Origin of the sequence: Mesorhizobium sp. C416B (genome assembly GCF_030323165.1) — a bacterium.
Lineage (GTDB): Bacteria > Pseudomonadota > Alphaproteobacteria > Rhizobiales > Rhizobiaceae > Mesorhizobium.
Genome location: NZ_CP100471.1, coordinates 4,966,056 through 4,986,332, shown reverse-complemented (window position 1 = coordinate 4,986,332; position 20,277 = coordinate 4,966,056). Strand labels below are relative to the sequence as shown.

Here is a 20,277-nt window from a genome sequence, read left to right as displayed (position 1 = left end):
GCAGAGAGGCGCGGAGGAATTGCGATGAGCTATCTGGAAGAACTGTTCTCAGTCGCCGGCAAGACAGCGCTGGTGACGGGAGCCGCGACCGGCATCGGCCGCATGGTGGCGACCGCTTTGGTCCAAGCCGGCGCTACCGTGATGATCGCCTCGCGCAAGGGCGAGGATTGCATCAAGGTCGCCGCTGAGTTGAACGGGCTCGGCGGCTCCGGCAGTGCCGAAGGTTTCGCCGGTGACGTCTCGAGCGAAGCAGGCATTGCCGCGCTGGTCAGCGAGGTCAAGGCGCGCACCGAGAAGCTGCACATCCTCGTCAACAATGCCGGCATATCCTGGGGCGCCTCGCTGGAGGATTTTCCCTATAGCGGCTGGGCCAAGGTGTTCGCCGTCAACGTCACCGCCGTCTTTCATCTGACGCGCGAATTGCTGCCGCTGCTGGAAGCCGCGGCCAGCGATGCCGATCCGGCTCGCGTCATCAATCTGGGCTCGGTGATGGGCACTCAGCCGCTGGCCGACGACGCCTATTCCTATACCGCGTCCAAGGGCGCCGTTCACCACCTGACGCGCACGCTGGCGATCGAACTCGCGGCGCGGCGCATCACCGTCAACGCCTTCGCGCCCGGTCCCTTCCAGAGCCGGATGACCGCCTTTGCCACGGGCACCGACGAAAAGGCCAGACATGTCGGCAGCCATGTCCCCATCGGCCGTATCGGCGTGGCGGATGACATCGGCGGCGCAACGCTCTATTTGTGCAGCCGTGCCGGTTCCTATGTCACCGGCGCCATCCTGCCGATCGACGGCGGGCAGTCGGTGCAGCATGGGCTGACATTGTTCAAGGAATGAGCCGCGGTCGGCGGCAAGGGGAGGACACCGCAGTGGAACCGATCAGTCTCGATGTGCTTCTGGCCAGCGTCGGCAAGGAAGTCGGCGTCTCGCCATGGCGCGAGGTCACACAGACCATGATCGACCAGTTCGCCGACGCCACCGACGACCACCAGTTCATCCATTGCGACCCCGAGCGGGCCAAAAACGAGACGCCGTTCGGCGGCACCATCGCGCATGGCTTCCTGTCGTTGTCGCTGCTCTCGGCGATGACCTTCGAGACCATGCCGCCGCTGGAAAAGGGCAAGATGGGCGTCAACCACGGTTTCGATTCGCTGCGCTTCATGGCGCCGGTGAAGACCGGCGCGCGCATCCGCACCCGCTTCGTGCTGGCCGACGTCAAGGTCAGGCCGTCGGGCTGGGTGCAGACGGCGCATGACGTGACCATCGAGATCGAAGGCTCGAAGAAGCCGGCGCTGACGGCGCGCTGGCTGACGCTGACGCTGATCGAGCGTGAGCCGGAGACCGCATGAGCGGCGACGCCAACGCGCTGGACCGGACGGCACTAGCGCCCTATCTCGAGGCGCACATCCCGGGTTTTGCCAGGCTTCATTCCATCGAAAAATTCAAATCCGGCCAGTCGAACCCGACCTATCTGCTGACCGCGGCCAGCGGCCGCTATGTCCTGCGCGCCAAGCCGCCGGGCCAGTTGCTGAAATCGGCGCATCAGGTCGACCGCGAATTCACGGTCATGAAGGCGCTGGCCGGCACCGCCGTGCCGGTGCCGGCGATGCTGCATCTGTCGGCGGAGGCGACGCCGATCGGCCGCATGTTCTACGTCATGGATTTTCTCGACGGCCGCATCTTCTGGGATCCGGCAGTGCCGGAGGCCACTGGCAACGATGAGCGCGCCGCCCTCTACGATGCTATGAACGCCACGCTGGCGGCCCTGCACGATGTCGATGTCGAGGCGGTCGGGCTCGGCGATTTCGGCAAACCCGGCAATTACTTCGAACGCCAGCTGGCACGCTGGACCAGCCAGTACCGCGCCTCGGAGACCGGCACGGTCGCCGACATGGACCGGCTGATCGCCTGGCTGGAGACGCATACGCCGGCCGATGACGGCCGGATATCCCTCGTGCATGGCGACTACCGGCTGGACAACATGATCTTCGCAGCCAGTGAGCCGAAAGTGCTGGCGGTGCTCGACTGGGAACTGTCGACACTCGGCGATCCCTTCGCCGACATCGCCTATCAATGCATGCAATGGCGCCTGCCGCACGCCTCGGGCTTTCGCGGTCTTGGCGGCGTCGACCGCGCCGCCCTCGGCCTTCCTTCCGAGGACGCGTACGTCGCCGCCTATTGCCGGCGGCGCGGGCTGGGCGGCATCGACAATTGGAGCTTCTTCCTCGCCTTCTCCTTCTTCCGCTTGGCGGCCATCTGCCAGGGTGTCTACAAACGGGCGCTCGACGGCAACGCCTCCAATCCCGAAAAGGCCAGGACCTATGGCGAAGCGGTGAAGCTGCTGTCGCACCTTGCCGCCAAGCTGATCGACCGAACCTGAGTAGACAATGAGATAGTGTGGTCGGCGCGATTTGATGACAGATCGGATCAGTTCCGTTCCCCGACCGGGGAGCAAGCCCACACGGAGGCGGTGGCAACCGGCCTGGAAACAGGACGCAAACCGATCACCGTCTGTAGACAGAGCATGATGCCGAAAAGTGTGAAGCGGTTTTCGGACGACATCATGCTCTATCTATTTGATTTAGAGCCGGATTCAGATTCAGGTCAATTCGACCTGAAATCATCCGGCTCTAGCGCGCATCGCTGGAAATGAACTTCATGTGCCGGCTGACTTGCAGGGCGATGTAGACGACCAGCGAGCATCCGATCGGAAACACGATCTCAATGAGGCCGGTGGCGACAGCCTGCGGCAATGCCAGCGCAATGTCCTTGGCTGCGGCGGTCTCGATCGTCAGCGCCGTGATCCCGCCGCCGAACACCGCGCCGGCCAAGGCACCCGCCAGCATGAAATGCAGCGAGCGAGGTTTTTCCTTGGATGCCAGCGAAGCCAGCATCCAGCCCAGCAAGCCATACTCGATCGCCCGCAACATACCGAGCGTGGTGAGCGACAGGATCACGGGCTTTGCCGATACATCAAGCGCGCTCACCATCACCTTTTGCGTACCTTTGGCGATGCCCATGGCCAGCGGCCCCGAGATCATGGCGATAAGGCCGCCAAGCGAGGCTCGCACCTTGGTGATCGCCGTGCCGAGGCTGACGCCGGCGCAGACGAAGAATGACCAGGTCACGCCTTGCGCCAAGTCTATCAGAACCTGGGTCGGGGCCGGGTGCGAACCTGCCGCAAATCCGGCAGTCAGAATAAGCGCTTCCATGGCGAAGCCGATTGCGATCGCCAGCCATGCGACTATCACGACTCGCCTGAGCGCCAGCCTTGCGCCATGAGAAAGTGGATGTGCGCCCGGCAGCCCGGACGAAAGCTCTATCGCAGCCATAGAGGCCCCCGAAAACCGAAATTTCTTGCAGAGCCGCCAAATAGGCTTTGTTTGTAACAGTCCGATGTTGCCTGCGTGCGCCCAGGTTACACATGCTGTGACATAGATGCCGGCGAAATGGACCAGACGGGCACGACTATTCGAGAGAAAGCTTGAGGTCGCTTTTTGATGTCCCTGACAGCGCCCTTGCCCGTTTCCGTACAGCGTATATATTCAGTCATGCACAACCAACCAAAGGCACCGGATCTTGCCACTGAGCGTTCAGAAACGCCGCGAGAAACAAAAGGCCGAACTGCGTTCCGAACTGCTCGACGCAGCCCACAAGCTCGTCAAGGAAGAGGGCTATGAAGGCCTGACCATCCGCAAGTTGGCCAAGCGGGTCGGCTATGCTCCGATGTCGGTCTATTCCTACTTCGCCGACAAGCAAGACATCCTGTTTGCGCTGGCCGAGGATGCCTTCGAAACACTTGCCCGCCGCATCGAGGAGCATCCTTCCGACGATCCGATCGAGGCCTTGCGTGCGGTGATGACCGAATATGCCGCCTTCGGGCTCGGCAACCCCAACGAATACCGCACCGTGTTCATGACCGAAAAGACCAAGCTGCCGGAAGGCAGAAGCTATGAGGACATGGAAGAGGCCAACCCGGCGATGAAAGCGCTGATATCCAGGGTCGAGGCCTGCGTTGCTGCAGGCAAGCTGCAGGGCGATCCGCGCGCCATCGCCACCATGCTTTGGGCAGTCGGCCACGGCACCATCTCGCTTTTGATCACGTTCCCGTTCTACCCCTTCGGGGATCCGCAGGCTTTCGTGACGCGGATGTGCGATTTCACACTCGCCACGCTCAGCACTCAGAATGTGCCGCCGCTGACCGAGACCCCGGTCGACTGCTGAGCATCCCCGCCCCTCCAATTCAACGTCCGGCCTGACAGCTTCGGCTGTGTCAGTGCGCCGCAATTTTCGGCATTCAAAAAAATTTTTCGTACGCGTACGCTTTTCGACTTGAAAACCCATCTCGGTGGGCGTATGTGTACGTTGTATCGTACATGTACGAAAAGAATTTAACCGATGGAGACAGACATGAACAAGACCCTTCTCGCTCTCGCCACCGTGCTGGCTCTCTCCGGCTCGGCTTTCGCCGCCAACAACACACACTCGACCAAGCAGGCCCCCGCCGCCACCTGCGTCGACACCACGACCAATGCCAAGCTCGATTGCGCCGTGACCGGCTCGGTCGAAAAGTCCGACGTCAAGGCCAAGAGCCCGCGTCTCGGCATCGAGATCAACCCATGGATCGTGCCGAGCACGTTCTAAGTTGATCGGGCTCGACCACAGCACAACGATTAATTTAAGGGCGGCAGGATAATCCCGGCCGCCCGTTTTTTCCTCAGCGCCCCCATTTTCTCGGCGCAAGCTGGGCTTCTCCGAGTTCAAACCTGGCGTAGCCGAACGGTTATTTCTTGCGCGGTTTGCGACCCGGCACCGTCTTGGCCTTGCCGGGTCTTGCCGGCGCGCCTGGGATGGCCGTCGAGGTGATCGACACCGGATCGCTGGCCGGAAACGTGTCCTCGAGGCCTTCCTCGAGTTCCTCTTCGGCAGTCACCTCGTGATGCTGCTCATGTTCGAGTGAGCGCACGGCGGACGTCTTGCCAGCTGACTTCGGCGGCGCTTTCGACGGCATCGTATGTTCTCCCTGATGAGGGAAGCAGAACGGCTTGACCCGTCAAACGTTCCTACGCCGCCGCGTCGCTGGCTGCTTCCGACAGGAAAGTAAAGACATAGTCCGAGAAGGAACGCCAGCACTCGACCCGGAAAGCGTCGGCTGCCGTGCGCAACAGCAGGATTTCGCACTTGCCGAGAATGGTGCGCGACGCCGCGCCCACCGGAAAAGCCTCGAGCGACAAATCCTGCGGGCAGCCTGCATTGATCGCGGCGGCAGCCGCCGGGCCGGTGACGGCGAAGGCGACGTTGCGGTGCGAGATGCCGACCGCCGAATGCAATGCGGTCACCTTGGCGCAGTCGGCAAGCGGATCCTTGCCGGCTTCGTCGATCACAAACCATTCGTCCGGTCCGAGCCACAGCGCCGTGCGGCCACCCTTGGCCGCCGAGGTCTTCGGCTGCTTCGGCAAGGTCAGGCCGAGCGCCTTCGACAGCGCCGCGACGGAAGCCTCCGGCGCGCGCAGCGACATGCGCTCCGCCGGCGGCAGCACCTCGACCTTGACATCCGTTGCGGAAACGACGCGTCCAGCCAGGGCCGGGCGGCGCTCGACCGACGGCGCTGCAGCTGGGGCCGTCTTCTTTGCAGCAGCCTTAGCCATTGAGGCGCCCTCCCGTCTCGTCGAAGAACACCATGCCGGTAACCTCGACTTCGATCACCCCGTTCGGCATCGGCACATAGAGCGTGTCGCCCATCCGGTCGCGGCCGCCGGCAACCAGCGCCAGCGCGATCGAGCGACCGCAATTTTCCGACCAGTAGCTGGATGTGACGTGACCGATCATCTTCATCGGGATCGCCTGCTTCGGGTCGGCGACGATCTGCGCGCCTTCCTCAAGCACCACTTTCGGGTCCTTGGTCTTCAAGCCGACCAGTTGCTTGCGGCCCTTGGCGACCAGATCGGGCCGCGTCAGGCCGCGGATGCCGACGAAGTCGGTCTTCTTCTTGCCGACCGCCCAGTCGAGCCCGGCATCGTTCGGCGTCACCGTGCCGTCCGTGTCCTGGCCGACGATGATGTAGCCCTTTTCGGCGCGCAGCACGTGCATCGCCTCGGTGCCGTAAGCGGCGGCGCCATGCTTTTGGCCTTCGGCCCACAGCGCTTCCCAGACGGCCTGGCCGTGATCGGCCGGCACGTTGACTTCAAAACCGCGCTCGCCGGTGAACGACATGCGAAACAGCCTGGTCGGCACGCCGCAGATCTTGCCTTCGCGCACCGACATATGCGGCAGCGCCTCGTCCGACATGTCGATGCCTTCGACCAGCGGCGCGATGATGTCGCGCGACTTCGGCCCCTGCACGGCGATGACCGCCCACTGTTCGGTGATCGAGGTCAGCCAGACGTTCAGATGCGGGAACTCGGTCTGGAGATAATCCTCCATGTGGTTCATGACACGCGGCGCGCCGCCGGTTGTCGTCGTCACATGGAAACGATCCGGCGCCAGTCGGCCGACGACGCCGTCATCATAGATGAAGCCGTCCTCGCGCAGCATGATGCCATAGCGGCAGCGGCCGGGCTCAAGCTTCTCCCATGGATTGGTATAGAGCAGTTCCATGAACCTGGCCGCATCCGGCCCGACCACTTCGATCTTGCCCAGCGTCGAGGCGTCGAACAGACCGGCATTGCTGCGGACCGCGACGCATTCGCGGTCGACTGCCTTGTGCATGTCTTCGCCCGCCTGGGGGAAATACCAGGCGCGCTTCCACTGGCCGACATCTTCGAACACGGCGCGTTGCGCTTCGGCCCAGGGATGGATCGCGGTCTTCCGTGTCGGGTCGAACAGCGGACCGCGCGAATGGCTGACGATCGCGCCGAAAGTAACAGGCGTATAGGGTGCGCGGAACGTGGTCAGCCCGACCTCGGGGATCGGCTTGCCAAGCGTCTCGGCGGCAATCGCCAGGCCGTGCATGTTGGAGGTCTTGCCCTGGTCGGTCGCCATGCCGTTGGTGGTGAAGCGCTTGACGTGCTCGATCGAGCGCATGCCTTCATGCACCGCCTGGCGGATGTCCTTGGCGGTGACGTCGTTCTGGAAATCGACGAAGGCCTTGACCGTCTTGTCCGGCCCGGCGCCGGGCGCCGCGCCCAGCATGCCGCGCGACCAGCTTTCCGACGCGTCGACCTTCGGCTTAACGCCCTTGGCCACTTTGCCGCCCGCATCCTTCGCCGCCTTGGCGCCGGCCGCATAGGCTTCGTCGATCGACGCCGAGAGCCCATCCGTACCGTTGCAGGCGCCAACCGAAACGCAGTCCTGCGCATAGATGCCCGGCACGAAGCGCTTGGTCTCGTCATTGAAGGCGACCTTGCCGCGCGACTGTGAGAACAAATGCACCGACGGCGTCCAGCCGGCCGACATCAGGATGGCGTCGACCGGAATGGTGCGGTCGCCGCCCCCATTCTTCGGCTGCACCGTCATCGAGGTCACGCGCAACTTGCCGCCGGCGCGGATCACCGCGCGGCCGAAATTGACCTCGATCCCGAGCGCCCTCGCCTCGTCGATCACAGGTCCGGTCGGATGGTCGCGCAGGTCAACGATCGCCGCCACGTTGACGCCGGCCTTCTTCAGGTCGATCGCGGCGGAGTAGGCCGAGTCATTGGCGGTGTAGACGCCGACATTTTTGCCGACCGCGACACCGTACTGGTTGAGATAAGTCCGCGCCGCCGAGGCCAGCATGATGCCGGGCCGGTCATTGTCGGCAAACACCATATGGCGTTCGATGGCGCCGGTCGCCAGCACCACGCGCTTGGCGCGTACCTGCCATAGGCGCTCGCGCGGCAAATCGTGGCCGGGGTTTTGCAGATGGTCGCTGACCCGCTCGACCAGGCCGACGAAGTTCTGCGCGTAGTAGCCGAACGCCGTCGTCCGCGACAAAACGCGGACATTGTCCATGGCGGTGAGCTTGGCCACCGCGCCTTGCGCCCAGGCATAACCGTCCTGGCCGTCGATCTTCGCCCCGCTCTCGAAGCGCAGGCTGCCGCCGAAGCTGGCCTGTTCATCGGCGAGGATGACACGCGCGCCGGTTTCGGCAGCGGCGAGCGCTGCCGCAATGCCGGCCGCACCGCCGCCTAGCACCAGCACGTCGCAATGCGCATAGCGCGACGAATAATGGTCGGGATCTGGCTTGTCAGGCGAAACGCCGAGGCCGGCCGCGGCGCGGATCTTCGGCTCGTAGAGGCTCTTCCAGGCTGCCTTCGGCCACATGAAGGTCTTGTAGTAGAAGCCGGCCGAAAACAGCGGCGATGCAATGTCGTTGACCGCGCCGACATCGAAGGCCAGCGAAGGCCAGCGGTTCTGCGACTGCGCGACCAGCCCGTCATAGAGCTCCTGCACCGTGGCGCGGATATTGGGCGCCTTGCGTGCCGCGTCGCGCCTGACCTCGACCAGCGCGTTTGGCTCTTCCGCTCCGGCCGACAGGAAGCCGCGCGGACGGTGATACTTGAACGAACGTCCCACCAAATGCACGCCATTGGCAAGCAGCGCCGAGGCCAGCGTGTCGCCTTCGATGCCGGTGTAAGACTGGCCGTCGAAAGAGAACCGCGCGGTCTTGGCCTGGCTGAGACGGCCGGCGCTCGGAATGCGGAACGCGCCGCTCATTTGGAAGCCATTTCGTTGGAGTTTTTGGGCAGCTTGGACGGTTTCGGCTCGCCGGCTTTGTAAGTCATGACGAACTTGTCGGTGACGGTGTCGCGCACCGCGTTGAAGAAACGCGCGCAGCCATGGATGTGGCGCCAGCGCTCATAGATGATGCCCTTCGGGTTCGAGCGGATGAAGAAGAACTTTTCAAAATCGTCGTCGCTCTCGCCCGCCATGTTGGCCGAGCGCGCAATATGAGCCTCGCCGGCGTTACGGAACTCGAGCTCCGGGCGCTCTTCCTCGCAATAGGGGCAGCGGATGAGAAGCATTATCGTTCGTTCCTACAATTCGCCGTGGCCGACATGCGCGCCGGCCGGTTGGTTGCAAAGCCTCTGGCCCATCGCCGCAAAAGGCGCGACGAGCCGAATGCGCTCCTCTACACTTGCGGCGGGGCGAAACAGCTCGCGATACGCCATGTTGCCGATCGTGAGCTGAAACGGATCGGTCGTCACGATGACGCTGCGTGGCTCGAATGTGTCGTCCTCGCCCAGATCGGAGGGCCTGTTCTCCATGAAGATGACCACCTTCTGGCCACCACTCCACACGCATGCCAGAATACCGGCGTCGATCGAAAACGGCCAATTGGCTTCGTTGCCGGCGCGGCTGATCGGCTGCGTCCGCACCTCGTCCGGTGACGGAAAATGGAACAGGTCCTGCTCCCCCGCCAGCACCAGCGGCACCGCTACAGCCAGTTCCACCATCATCAGTGCGCCACCGCCGCCGCTGCTGCCTCGTCGATGAGGCGCCCGGTGCGGAAGCGCTCGATGGTGAAGGGCGCGTTGATCGGATGCGGATCGTCCTTGGCAATCGTGTGGGCAAAGACATGGCCTGAGCCGGGCGTTGCCTTGAAGCCGCCCGTGCCCCAGCCGCAATTGACATAGAGGCCTGATACCGGCGTCTTGGCCAGGATCGGCGAACGGTCGGGCGTCACGTCGACGATGCCGCCCCACGAGCGCAGCATCTTCATGCGGGTGAAGATCGGGAACATCTCGCAGATGGCGTCCAGCGTATGCTGCAAAATGTGCAGGCCGCCGGTCTGCGAATAGGAGACATACTGGTCGGTACCGGCGCCGATCACCAGTTCGCCCTTGTCGGACTGCGAGATGTAGGCGTGCACCGTGTTCGACATCACCACGCAAGGCACCACCGGCTTGACCGGCTCCGACACCAGCGCCTGCAGCGGATAGCTTTCCAGCGGCATGCGCACGCCGGCCATGTTCATGATCACCGAGGAATGGCCTGCAGCCACCACACCGACCTTCTTGGCGCCGATGAAGCCGCGCGTCGTGTCGACGCCCATGACCGCGCCATTGGCCGCCCGCTTGACGCCGGTGACCTCGCAATTCTGGATGATGTGGACGCCGCGCGCCGAAGCGCCGCGCGCATAGCCCCAGGCCACCGCATCGTGACGCGCCGTGCCGCCTCGCCGCTGCAAGGCGGCGCCGACGACGGGATAGCGCGCCTGCCTGGAAATGTTGAGCGGCGGGCAGAATTCCTTCGCCTGCTCAGGCGTCAGCCATTCATTGTCGATGCCGTTGAGACGGTTGGCATGGACATGGCGCTTCAGCACCTGGATGTCGTGCACATTGTGCGCCAGCATCATGACGCCGCGCGCCGAATACATGACGTTGTAGTTGAGTTCCTGGGAGAGCCCATCCCACAGCTTCAGCGCATGGTCGTAAATGCCGGCGCTCTCGTCGTAAAGGTAGTTGGAGCGGATGATGGTGGTGTTGCGACCGGTGTTGCCGCCGCCCAGCCACCCCTTTTCCAGCACCGCGACATTGGTGATGCCGTGTACGGTGGCGAGATAGTAGGCGGTGGCCAGGCCATGACCGCCGGCGCCGACGATGATGACGTCATATTCCTTCTTCGGCTCCGGCGAGGACCATTGTTCCTCCCAGCCCTTGTGGCCGCGCATGGCCTCGCGGGCGATGGCGAATACCGAATATTTTTTCAACGTTCCAGCCTCGCAAATGGCGGTGGGGTATTTTACTCAGCCCCGGCGCGCGAGGTGTATCACTAGCGAAACGGCGCTTCTACCCTTGCGCTGTTTGCGACGGCGCTTGCCGTTTTGCGCCGCGGTGGAAAAGACCTGCCCGGGCTGGCAGGCATGGCTGCGTTCGGACACACTGGCGATCGCGAGACTCTGGAGGACGAATATGGGCAACGCCTGGTGGAATCTGACCTTGCGTTTCCTGCTGGAACTTGCCGCCTTGCTTGGCCTCGGCTTTGCCGGCTGGAGCCTCTCCGGCGGATGGTGGCGCTGGCTCTTCGCCTTGGCCTTGCCGTTCATTGCAGCTGCGCTGTGGGGAACCTTCGCGGTGCGTGGCGACCCAAGCCGGTCCGGACGCGCGCCGGTTCCTGTACCAGGCGCAGTCAGGCTGGTGCTCGAACTGGCCATCCTGTTTGGCGGTGCAGCCGGATTCTATGCCGCCGGTCACACGACCACGGGCGTTGTCATCACGCTGCTCATCGCCATCAGCTACGCATTTTCGCTCGACCGCCTCGGCTGGCTGCTGAAGCAATAGTCCGGCGCGCGGCGCTTGTGCCGCTGCGAAGTCATTCAGCAAGTCGAGCACGTATCGGGTGGCTAGCACCGTCCCGAACTGCGATCAACATCCCGGTTGCCGGCACAGCCGGCGCGATGAAAGGATGTAAGAAAATGTTCGTACTCACCAATAAAATAGCGATCGTCACCGGCGCCAGTTCCGGCATCGGTCGCGCCACCGCAAAACTCTTTGCCGAAGAAGGCGCCAGGGTCGTCATCGCCGCCCGCCGCCAGGCCGAACTCGATGCGCTGGTCGCTGAAATCGAAGAGGCCGACGGCACGGCAGTCGCGCTTGCCGGCGACGTCCGTGACGAAGCCTTTGCAAAAGCCCTCGTCGATCTCGCCGTCAAAAGGTTCGGCGGGCTCGATATCGCCTTCAACAATGTCGGCTCCGTCGGAGCGATGGGTCCGATTTCGGAACTGTCGCTGGACGGATGGCGCGAGACGCTCGACGCCAATCTGACCAGCGCCTTTCTCGGCGCGAAATACCAGGTGCCGGCGATGGTCGAACGCGGCGGCGGATCGCTGATCTTCACCTCGACTTTCGTCGGTCACACAGTCGGCATGCCGGGCATGACCAGCTATGCCGCGAGCAAGGCCGGACTGATCGGCCTGACGCAGGTGCTGGCCGCCGAATACGGCCCCAAGGGCGTGCGGGTCAACGCGCTGATGCCGGGTGGCACCGACACGCCGTCGGCAACATTCAAGACGCCGGAATCACGCGCTTTCGTGGAAAACCTGCATGCCTTGAAACGTGTCGCTGTGCCTGAAGAGATCGCCCGCGCTGCGCTCTTCCTGGCATCGGATGCGTCGAGCTTCACCACAGGATCGGCGCTGTTTGCCGATGGCGGCGTCTCGATCACCCGGACGTGAAGCATTTCGCGGGCCATCGCCCGCGCCGATCAGCCATAGACCCCGAAACCGGACTTGCTTTTTCCACGCGATTTGGCGATTCGGTTTCGGGTGAGGAGGACGGACATGCTGCTGATCAGGACCTATGTCGCCCAGAGCGCAATCGAAGGCGTCGGCGTGTTCGCCGCCGAGCCGATCAGGAAGGGCGCCTCGATATGGCGGCTCGATCCGGATTTCGACCGGCTGATCCCGATGGACAAATACGAGGCGGCGCCGCCGCACCTCAAGGAATTGCTCGACCGCTATGCCTATCCGAGCCCCGACCGTCCCGGCTTCATGGTCTATGAAGTCGATAATGGCCGCTTCATGAACCACGCCGAGCGGCCGAACACGGATTTTTCGCAATATGGCGGCGCCACCGCCACTCGAGATATATCAGCCGGCGAGGAAATTACCTGCGATTACGGCGAATTCTTCGAGGATTTCGCACGGCTCCATCTGGCCAGCGCCTAGTTGGCGCCCTATCTCGGGGCTGCCGTGGCAAATTGGCGGTTGTCCTTCATTTCCAGTGTGGACAGCGGGGCCTGATTCTGCTATCAGCCGCCACAATTCGTGGTGTAAAGCGCCGCGGAGGCATGTGGCTATGGTCACTTGCCTGTTGATATCAAACCCGAAAGACAGGATTGCCCGTGCAGGTACTCGTCCGCGACAATAACGTTGATCAGGCGCTTCGCGCTCTCAAGAAGAAGATGCAGCGCGAAGGCATTTTCCGCGAAATGAAGATGCGCGGCCATTACGAGAAGCCTTCCGAGAAGCGCGCCCGTGAAAAGGCCGAAGCCGTTCGCCGCGCCCGCAAGCTGGCCCGCAAGCGCGCCCAGCGCGAAGGCCTGCTGCCGATGACGCCGCGCCCGGTTGCTGCCGGCGCCGCCGGTGGTCCTGGTGGTGCTCCGCGTCCGCCGCGGTTCTGACGCCAATTTTTCGTCCTTTTCGAAGGATACTCTGAGGTGGCGCGATGCGGAATCGCCGCCACCTTTTTGTTTGGAGCGCCGCCATTCTGTTGGAGGCCGTTCCCTTGAACGCGCAAACGGCGTTCTAGATTTTGTTACGACAATCTGTGACCCGGCCCGGAGGGGGACCTGGACGGCGCGGCTGAAGTGAGGACAGGGCAGACATGAACGCAATCGGCGTAGAGCGCAAAACCACAATGCGCGGTTTGGCCCTGGCGGCAGCCCTGATGTCCGGCCTGGTGCTTGCCGGTTGCCAGAGCGTTCCGACCGGCGAATTCAACAACATCGACAAGGCGCAAGGCTCAAGCGAGAACATCTCCTCGCTGTCGGCGGTGATCCAGCGCAATCCGCAGGATCCGGAAGGCTACAATGTGCGCGGCTCGGCCTATGGCCGTGGCGGCCAGTACCAGGCGGCGCTGAAGGATTTCGACACCGCCATCCAGCTCAACCCGAATTTCTACCAGGCCTATTCGAACCGGGCACTGATCCAGCGCTTCCTCGGCAACCAGGCGGCCGCCCTTGCCGACTACAACCGCTCGATCCAGATCAATGCAAATTATGACGCCGCCTATATCGGCCGCGGCAACCTCTATCGCAAGGCCGGCCAGACCCAGCAGGCCTTCAACGATTTCCAGAAGGCGATCCAGCTCGACACCACGGATGCCCGCGCCTATCACAATCGCGGCCTGATCTATCAAAGCCAGGGCCAGCACAAGTTTGCCATCGAGGATTTCTCGACCGCCATCTCCCTGGCGCCGGACGCGGCCGAACCCTATAACGGCCGCGGCCTCTCCTATCTCGCCATGAATGACGAGGACAACGCCTTCTCCGACTTCAACATGGCCATCAAGCTCGACGGCAAGAACGCCGAAGCCTGGTCCAACCAGGCGCTGATCTACGAGCGCCGCGGCGACAAGGTCAAGGCCTCGAAGGCCTACCGCGAAGCCGTCCATCTCGACCCGACCTACCAGCCGGCCAAGGACGGCCTGTCGCGCACATCGGGCGCCACCGCCGGCTGAGATGCAGCCGGCGCGCCGCCATCGGCGGCCTTTTATAACAACGTTCTATTCCTGATGCAGTGCGCCGCGTGAGCGGTTTCTCCCAAGGGAAAGCGCAGAGCGCTTCCCCTTGAGATTGCGTATCCAGAAAACCCCACTATCACCCAATCTTAACCACCAGGGGCAAAGCGTTAACCCCTGCCTTGATCGCGCCAAGTTTTCAGCGGAACGCTCCGGGCCATTCAACCGTTGTTGAAGGCATTTTCGAAAGGACTGACCCATGATCAAGAAAATCATCTGTGCCGCGGCACTTGCCACGACGCTGCTTGCCGTTCCCGCCAGCGCCGGCAAGCTTCAGCTCGGCACGCTCGATTGCACCATCGACGGCGGCGTCGGTTACGTCATCACGTCGAACAAGGGCGTCGACTGCACGTTCCGCCCTTATCACCATGGGCCGTCCGAGAAATACACGGGGATGATCTCCAAGCTCGGCGTCGATCTCGGCCAGACGCATCAGGGCCAGCTGGTGTGGGCGGTTCTGGCCGCCACCCGCGGCCATGACGAGGGCGACCTTGCCGGCCATTATTACGGCGTCAACGCCGAGGCGAGCGTGGTGACCGGCGGCGGCGCCAATCTGCTGGTCGGCGGGCTGGACGGCGCCTTTGTGCTGGAGCCGCTCAGCGTCCAGGCGCAGACCGGCGTCAATGTAGCGGTCGCCGTGACCTCCCTGGAGCTGATCCACTCGTTCAAATAAGCATGGGCAAATAAGGATCGACTGATCCCTCTACGCGCGGCGCGGAACAGGTTACTGTTTCGCGCCGCATGCTTTTTGGGGGATCCGCCGTGCTGAAACCAGCCATCGCCGCCGCTATCACCATCATCTGTACCGCCCAGGCCCAAGCGCAAGGCCAGGGTATCGAACTCGGTGTGCTCGATTGCGCCATCGGCGGCGGCACCGGCTTCATCTTCGGCTCCAGCAAGGATCTGAGCTGCACCTTCACGCCGGCCGACAAGAGCTTTTCGCCGGAAGCCTATTTCGGCGCCGTCAACAAATACGGGCTCGACATCGGCACCACCAAGCAGACCGTCATGCAATGGCTGGTGCTGACGCCGCTGAGGAACATCTATGCGCCCGGCGCGTTGGCCGGCGACTATATCGGCGCCAGCGCCGAAGTGACCGCGGCGGTCGGCGCCGGCGCCAATCTCCTGGTCGGCGGCTCCTCGCAGGCCTTCACCCTGCAGCCGCTCAGCCTGCAGACGCAGACCGGTATCAACATTGCGATCGGCGTCAGCCAGTTTCAGCTGCGCAGCATTGAGAACTGACCGGCGCATCAAGCGGAGAGGCTTCCGGCCAATCTCGACCGTTTGCACTTCGATAAAAAGCCACTTGAGCTCAACTGCGCTTGAGGTTTTACAACTCGCCTGACTGAAACAGCGCGCATGGCCCCGCCGGAAAGCCTGACTGGCTTCTGGCGCCATGCGCCGGCATCGAGATATGCAAAGGCAGGGTAAAAGAATGACTGGAATCACCAGCAACAAGGTCGACTGGCGGGCATTGTGGGCAAGCGGCGACCTCGCGCGCTTCTGCTTCATCAGCCTCGGCATCCTGCTGCACGCCACCAACGAGACGATGGTGGCGACGGTCATGCCGGCCATGGTCGGGGACCTCGCCGGTGTGCAGTTCGTCGGCTGGTCGCTGGCCGTCTACGAGCTCGGCGCCATTGTCGCCGGCGCAGCGGCCGGGCGGCTGGTCAGCTATGTCGCTCTACGCTCCAACGTCACGGTCGCCGCCCTGCTCTATGCCGTGGGCGCACTGATCTGCGCCACCGCGCCGTCCATGCCGGTGTTTCTTGGCGGCCGTCTGGTCGAGGGTCTCGGCGGCGGTGCGCTGGTGTCGCTGGCCTTCGTCTCGGTCGAGCGGCTGTTTAACCGCAGCATCTGGCCACAGCTGTTCGGCATAATGTCGGCGATCTGGGGCGTCGCCGCATTCAGCGGCCCGATGCTCGGCGCGATCATGGTCGAGCTCCTGTCCTGGCGCTGGGCCTTCGGCGTCTTCGTGCTGGGTGGCATTGCCATGGCATCGGCAAGCTTCATCGTCCTGAACACGCCGGAAGCGGCGAAGCCGCAGGCCGCCGCCGGCACATCGCCGCCCTTCCCCTATGCAGCACTTGGCTGCCTCGCCATCGCCGTCGTGCTGATCGCCACCGCAGGCGTCGACGTCGCCTTGCTGCGCTCGTCGCTGCTGCTGGCCCTCGGCCTCGCCGGCCTGGCGCTGTTCGTTTTCGTCGACGCCATGAAGCCGCAATCGCGACTGTTCCCGTCGGGCCTGTTCTCATGGCGCTCGCCGGTCGGCAGCGGCATGACCATGGTTGCCGCCTTCTCGGTGGCGACAGTCTCTTTTTCCATCTACGGGCCGCTTCTGCTTACCACGCTGCACGGCATCCCGATCCTGACCACAGGCTACATCATCGCCGCCGAATCGATCGCCTGGTCGATCCTGTCGATCGCCGTCGCCAATGCGCCGCTGCAGCGCGAACGGCAGATCCTCGTCATCGGCGCGCTGATGATTGCAGCCGGCCTCGCGGGTTTCGCCTATGCCATCCCCGCCGGCTCGATCCCGCTGATCCTGCTCTGCGCTTTGTTGCAAGGCGGTGGCTTCGGCGTGTCATGGCCCTTCCTGACCCGCATCATCGTCGCCTCGGCCCGCGACGGCGAGCAGACGATCGCCTCGGCCGCCGTGCCGACCATGCAGCGCATCGGCTACGCCGTGGGCGCCGCCATGGCCGGCATCATCGCCAATGCCAGCGGCTTTTCGGACGGACTGAACCGCGAGGCAGCAGCGCACGTCGCCGGCTGGCTGTACCTGGCCTTCGTGCCACTCGGCATTGTCGGTTGCCTGGCGGCGTTGAAGATGGCTTTGGCGGCACGCCGGCCGCAACTGGCGCCAGGCTGAGGGCACGGCCGATCGAGAATTTGGCGACAGCATTCCGCCGGCGCTGTCGGCGTCAAATGCCCTCGGCCACAAGGCTGCTTGCAAGACCATGGCCTGCCCGATTGCGGAACCGGCGGCCGCTCAGGCTTGCAAACGCTCGGCGATGAGCGCGGCGAGCCGCGCCGCCACCTCGCCCTTGCCCATCTCAGGCCATTCCTCGACACCGTCCTTCGAGACGATGCGCACCTTATTGCGGTCGCCGCCCATGACGCCGGTGGGGCCGACGCCGCTTTCATGCGAGACATCGTTGGCGACAATGAAATCGGCGCCCTTCTTCTTCAGCTTGGCCTCGGCATTCGCAATCAGGTCCTGCGTCTCGGCGGCGAAGCCGACAACCAGCCCCGGCCGTTGCCCGTGATGACCGACACTGGCGAGAATGTCGGGGTTTTCGACCATTTGCAGCGCCGGTGGGCCCTGGCCCGCCACCTTCTTGATCTTCTCGCCGGCCGTGCCAGCGGTGCGCCAGTCGGCGACGGCAGCTACGAAGACCGCGGCGTCCGCCGGCAACAACTGTTCGACGGCCGCCTTCATCTCGGCCGCGGTCTCGACATGTGTCGTCACAACGCCGGCCGGATCGGCAATGCTGACCGGACCGGAGATCAGGCGTACATCCGCGCCCAGTCTTGCCAGCGCTGCCGCAATCGCATGGCCCTGCTTGCCCGAAGAGCGGTTGGCGATGTAGCGCACCGGGTCGATCGGCTCATGCGTCGGCCCCGAGGTGACGATGATCCTGCGGCCGGCCAGCGGCTTCGGCCTGCTGTCGAGCAGTGCCTCGATCACTGCCACGATCTCCAGCGGCTCGGCCATGCGGCCCTCGCCCGCCTCGTTGCTTTCCGCCATCTCGCCCTTGGCCGGGCCGACGAAGGCGATGCCATCCTTGGCGAGCGTCGCCCGGTTGCGGCTCGTCGCGGCATGCGACCACATTTTCGGGTTCATCGCCGGCGCCATCAGCACCTTCTTGTCGGTGGCGAGCAGCACCGTCGAGGCCAGATCGTTGGCATGGCCGTTGGCGAGCTTGGCCATCAGGTCGGCGGTGGCCGGCGCCACCACCAAGAGGTCGGCCTCGCGCGACAGGCGGATATGGCCGACATCGTGCTCGTCATTGCGGTCGAACAGTTCGGTGAAGACATGGTCGGCCGAAAGCGCGCCGACCGAAAGCGTGGTGACGAATTCCTGCGCGGCCGATGTCATCACCACGCGCACGCCAGCACCGCGCTCGCGCAGCCGGCGGATCAGGTCGAGCGCCTTGTAGGCGGCGATGCCGCCGCCGATGATCAGCAGGATGCGCTTGCCGTCGAGGGTTTTGTGCGTTTTTGTGGATTGACCTCGCTGGGGCAGATCGATGTCAAAACCTCCATGAGGCTCAACCAAGCGGCGGATTGTTGCATAGAGGGTTTCGCTCGCGGGCATGCCGGCTTCCGCCGACAGCACGCTCTTGGCAAGCGCATCACGCGCCTCTTCCTCCATCGACACCCCGCGCGCCGCAGCGCGCTCACGCAATTTCTGCTTCACGTCGTCAGCTAGATTGCGGACAGTAATGGTGCCCATGACTTGCTCCGCGACATCAATAGCGCGACTGCAACGCTAGCACCACCGTTGCTAGCGTTGCAAGCGATCAGAGCAGCTTCCACGCGATGTAAACCAGCGTCAGCGCGATCACCCACAGCGCCAGCCGGCCCGAGCGGGTGTAACGGGCTTCGGCCTTGCCGATGGCGCGCGATGTCGCCTCGTCGAAGCGGAGGCCGTGCTCCGCCATAAAATCGATCTCGCGCGACAGCCGCTCGGTGCGGGCGGCAAGATCGGGCGCCTGGCGGGCCAGCGCCAGCAGCGCCTTGGCGCCGTCGCGCGCGTCCATCAGCAGGCCGCTCGGCCCGAGATTGCCGGCGATCCACTGGCCGACCACCGGCTCGGCCGTCTTCCACATGTTGAAGGCCGGGTCGAGCGTGCGTGCGACGCCTTCGACCACCACCATGGTCTTCTGCAACAGGATCAGTTCCGACCGCGTGGCCATATCGAACAGTTCGGTGACCTCGAACAGCAGCGTGAGAAGCTTCGCCATCGAGATGGTTTCAGCCGGCTGGCCATGGATCGGCTCGCCGATGGCGCGAATGGCCTGCGCGAAAGCCGCGACATTGTGCTGGCGCGGCACGTAGCCGGCCTCGAAATGCACCTCGGCGACGCGCAGATAGTCGCGCGTGATGAAGCCGTAGAGGATTTCGGCGAGGAACCGGCGCTCCTTCTTGCCGAGCCGTCCGGCAATGCCGAGATCGACGGCGACAATATTGCCATTGGCCTCGACGAACAGATTGCCTGGATGCATGTCGGCATGGAAGAAGCCGTCGCGCAGCGTGTGACGCAGGAACGACTGGATCAGGTTGGTGGCGATCGCCTTCAGATCGTGGCCCGCCGCAGCGAGGCCGGCGATGTCGTTCATCTTGACGCCGTCGACCCATTCCATGGTCAGCACATCGCGCCCGGTGCGCTCCCAGTCGACCGACGGCACGCGAAAGCCCGGGTCATCCTTGGTGTTTTCACCAAGTTCCGAAAGCGCTGCCGCCTCGAGCCTCAGATCCATCTCGATCTTGGTGGTCTGCGCCAGCGTCTCGGTCACCTCGACGGGCCGCAGCCGGCGCGACGACGGGATGTATTTCTCCTGCAGCCGGGCGGCGAGGAAATAGCTTTCGAGATCCTGAAAGAAGCGGCGGCGCACGCCAGGCCGGATCACCTTCACCGCCACCTTGGTATCGACACCGTCATGCATGGCCTGCGCGGGATGGACCTGGGCGATGGAGGCCGCCGCGACCGGCCCGCCGAACTGCGTATAGAGTTCGCCGATCTTGCGCCCGAGCGAGCCCTCGATCGCCGCCACCGCTTCCGCCTGCGAAAAAGTGTGCATCTTGTCCTGCAGCATGGCGAGGTCGAGCGCCATGTCGTTGCCGACGACATCGGGCCGCGTCGCCAGGAACTGGCCGAGCTTGACGTAGGAGGGTCCGAGCCGGACCACCGCCTTGGCCAGCCGGTCGCTGCGCTCATAAGCGAGTGCGCGGCGGCGGGTGAAGAGCCGGGCCATGCGCCAGCCGAATTTCGGCAGGCCGCCGAGTTCGTCGCCCGGCAATGCTGCGATCACGCCTTCGCGAACCAGCACCCAGCCGGCCCGTGCGAGCCGAAAGGCGGCGCCGACGCTGCTCATCGCCTACCCTGCTG

Annotated in this window: 22 protein-coding genes; 13 read left to right on the top strand and 9 right to left on the bottom strand. The window is 63.9% G+C overall.

The annotated features are described in order from the left end of the window. Window positions 1–24: 24 nt before the first annotated feature. The 3 genes from NLY43_RS24390 to NLY43_RS24380 are packed head-to-tail and all read left to right on the top strand — an operon-like array spanning window position 25 to window position 2,383. Window positions 25–840 carry an SDR family oxidoreductase gene (locus NLY43_RS24390; RefSeq protein WP_023710918.1) on the top strand — a complete coding sequence of 272 codons (816 nt, stop codon included), beginning with the start codon at window positions 25–27 and terminating at the stop codon, window positions 838–840. Beyond that, the gene (locus tag NLY43_RS24385) at window positions 837–1,352 is read left to right on the top strand and encodes a MaoC family dehydratase (protein ID WP_280800299.1); all 516 of its coding nucleotides are present in this window, start codon (window positions 837–839) and stop codon (window positions 1,350–1,352) included. The genes NLY43_RS24390 and NLY43_RS24385 overlap by 4 nt, the downstream gene beginning before the upstream one ends. Next, window positions 1,349–2,383, top strand: coding sequence for a phosphotransferase (locus tag NLY43_RS24380; protein WP_023710916.1), 1,035 nt, complete (start codon window positions 1,349–1,351; stop codon window positions 2,381–2,383). Before NLY43_RS24385 ends, NLY43_RS24380 begins: the two co-directional genes overlap by 4 nt. Window positions 2,384–2,633: 250 nt before the next feature. Here NLY43_RS24380 and NLY43_RS24375 read toward each other — a convergent pair whose 3' ends face one another. Next, window positions 2,634–3,335 carry a hypothetical protein gene (locus NLY43_RS24375; RefSeq protein WP_023691850.1) on the bottom strand — a complete coding sequence of 234 codons (702 nt, stop codon included), beginning with the start codon at window positions 3,333–3,335 and terminating at the stop codon, window positions 2,634–2,636. 247 nt (window positions 3,336–3,582) lie between these two features. Between NLY43_RS24375 and NLY43_RS24370 the strand changes: the two genes are divergently transcribed. Both NLY43_RS24370 and NLY43_RS24365 read left to right on the top strand, forming a co-directional pair. Further along, window positions 3,583–4,227, top strand: coding sequence for a TetR/AcrR family transcriptional regulator (locus NLY43_RS24370; RefSeq protein ID WP_023671149.1), 645 nt, complete (start codon window positions 3,583–3,585; stop codon window positions 4,225–4,227). Window positions 4,228–4,413: 186 nt separating this feature from the next. Next, window positions 4,414–4,647: a DUF680 domain-containing protein gene (locus NLY43_RS24365; protein WP_023671148.1), complete on the top strand. Its 234-nt coding sequence runs from the start codon at window positions 4,414–4,416 to the stop codon at window positions 4,645–4,647. A gap of 139 nt (window positions 4,648–4,786) precedes the next feature. Here NLY43_RS24365 and NLY43_RS24360 read toward each other — a convergent pair whose 3' ends face one another. From NLY43_RS24360 to NLY43_RS24335, 6 genes are read right to left on the bottom strand one after another with little or no spacing between them, the layout of a single operon-like run. Then, window positions 4,787–5,014 carry a hypothetical protein gene (locus NLY43_RS24360; RefSeq protein ID WP_023671147.1) on the bottom strand — a complete coding sequence of 76 codons (228 nt, stop codon included), beginning with the start codon at window positions 5,012–5,014 and terminating at the stop codon, window positions 4,787–4,789. A 52-nt stretch (window positions 5,015–5,066) separates the two neighbouring features. Then, the gene (locus tag NLY43_RS24355) at window positions 5,067–5,651 is read right to left on the bottom strand and encodes a sarcosine oxidase subunit gamma (protein ID WP_023686457.1); all 585 of its coding nucleotides are present in this window, start codon (window positions 5,649–5,651) and stop codon (window positions 5,067–5,069) included. Next, window positions 5,644–8,637: a sarcosine oxidase subunit alpha gene (locus NLY43_RS24350; protein ID WP_023710914.1), complete on the bottom strand. Its 2,994-nt coding sequence runs from the start codon at window positions 8,635–8,637 to the stop codon at window positions 5,644–5,646. The genes NLY43_RS24355 and NLY43_RS24350 overlap by 8 nt, the downstream gene beginning before the upstream one ends. Continuing rightward, window positions 8,634–8,945 (bottom strand): sarcosine oxidase subunit delta, encoded by a 312-nt coding sequence (locus NLY43_RS24345; RefSeq protein ID WP_023683197.1) that lies wholly within the window; start codon window positions 8,943–8,945, stop codon window positions 8,634–8,636. The genes NLY43_RS24350 and NLY43_RS24345 overlap by 4 nt, the downstream gene beginning before the upstream one ends. A gap of 12 nt (window positions 8,946–8,957) precedes the next feature. Then, window positions 8,958–9,380: a hypothetical protein gene (locus NLY43_RS24340; RefSeq protein ID WP_023710913.1), complete on the bottom strand. Its 423-nt coding sequence runs from the start codon at window positions 9,378–9,380 to the stop codon at window positions 8,958–8,960. Further along, window positions 9,380–10,633 (bottom strand): sarcosine oxidase subunit beta, encoded by a 1,254-nt coding sequence (locus NLY43_RS24335; RefSeq protein ID WP_023686460.1) that lies wholly within the window; start codon window positions 10,631–10,633, stop codon window positions 9,380–9,382. The genes NLY43_RS24340 and NLY43_RS24335 overlap by 1 nt, the downstream gene beginning before the upstream one ends. A 202-nt stretch (window positions 10,634–10,835) precedes the next feature. Between NLY43_RS24335 and NLY43_RS24330 the strand changes: the two genes are divergently transcribed. The 8 genes from NLY43_RS24330 to NLY43_RS24295 all read left to right on the top strand — a co-directional run bounded on the left by NLY43_RS24330 (window position 10,836) and on the right by NLY43_RS24295 (window position 17,034). Beyond that, the gene (locus NLY43_RS24330) at window positions 10,836–11,204 is read left to right on the top strand and encodes a YrdB family protein (protein WP_023671141.1); all 369 of its coding nucleotides are present in this window, start codon (window positions 10,836–10,838) and stop codon (window positions 11,202–11,204) included. Between the two features lie 134 nt (window positions 11,205–11,338). Then, window positions 11,339–12,097 carry an SDR family oxidoreductase gene (locus NLY43_RS24325; protein ID WP_023710912.1) on the top strand — a complete coding sequence of 253 codons (759 nt, stop codon included), beginning with the start codon at window positions 11,339–11,341 and terminating at the stop codon, window positions 12,095–12,097. 105 nt (window positions 12,098–12,202) lie between these two features. Next, window positions 12,203–12,589 (top strand): SET domain-containing protein, encoded by a 387-nt coding sequence (locus NLY43_RS24320; protein ID WP_023671139.1) that lies wholly within the window; start codon window positions 12,203–12,205, stop codon window positions 12,587–12,589. Window positions 12,590–12,765: 176 nt separating this feature from the next. Beyond that, window positions 12,766–13,044, top strand: coding sequence for a 30S ribosomal protein S21 (gene rpsU, locus NLY43_RS24315; RefSeq protein ID WP_023671138.1), 279 nt, complete (start codon window positions 12,766–12,768; stop codon window positions 13,042–13,044). 203 nt (window positions 13,045–13,247) lie between these two features. Then, window positions 13,248–14,102: a tetratricopeptide repeat protein gene (locus NLY43_RS24310; protein ID WP_023686462.1), complete on the top strand. Its 855-nt coding sequence runs from the start codon at window positions 13,248–13,250 to the stop codon at window positions 14,100–14,102. Between the two features lie 259 nt (window positions 14,103–14,361). Next, the gene (locus tag NLY43_RS24305) at window positions 14,362–14,835 is read left to right on the top strand and encodes a DUF992 domain-containing protein (protein ID WP_023671136.1); all 474 of its coding nucleotides are present in this window, start codon (window positions 14,362–14,364) and stop codon (window positions 14,833–14,835) included. 89 nt (window positions 14,836–14,924) lie between these two features. Further along, window positions 14,925–15,404 (top strand): DUF992 domain-containing protein, encoded by a 480-nt coding sequence (locus NLY43_RS24300; protein ID WP_023671135.1) that lies wholly within the window; start codon window positions 14,925–14,927, stop codon window positions 15,402–15,404. A gap of 193 nt (window positions 15,405–15,597) precedes the next feature. After that, on the top strand, window positions 15,598–17,034 hold the full coding sequence (locus tag NLY43_RS24295) for an MFS transporter (protein WP_023686463.1): 1,437 nt from the start codon (window positions 15,598–15,600) through the stop codon (window positions 17,032–17,034). Between the two features lie 120 nt (window positions 17,035–17,154). On the opposite strand, the gene coaBC is transcribed toward NLY43_RS24295, so the two are convergent. Further along, window positions 17,155–18,621, bottom strand: coding sequence for a bifunctional phosphopantothenoylcysteine decarboxylase/phosphopantothenate--cysteine ligase CoaBC (coaBC, locus tag NLY43_RS24290; RefSeq protein WP_023695617.1), 1,467 nt, complete (start codon window positions 18,619–18,621; stop codon window positions 17,155–17,157). 67 nt (window positions 18,622–18,688) lie between these two features. Next, window positions 18,689–20,263: a 2-polyprenylphenol 6-hydroxylase gene (gene ubiB / locus NLY43_RS24285; protein ID WP_023671132.1), complete on the bottom strand. Its 1,575-nt coding sequence runs from the start codon at window positions 20,261–20,263 to the stop codon at window positions 18,689–18,691. Between the last annotated feature and the right edge of the window lie 14 nt (window positions 20,264–20,277).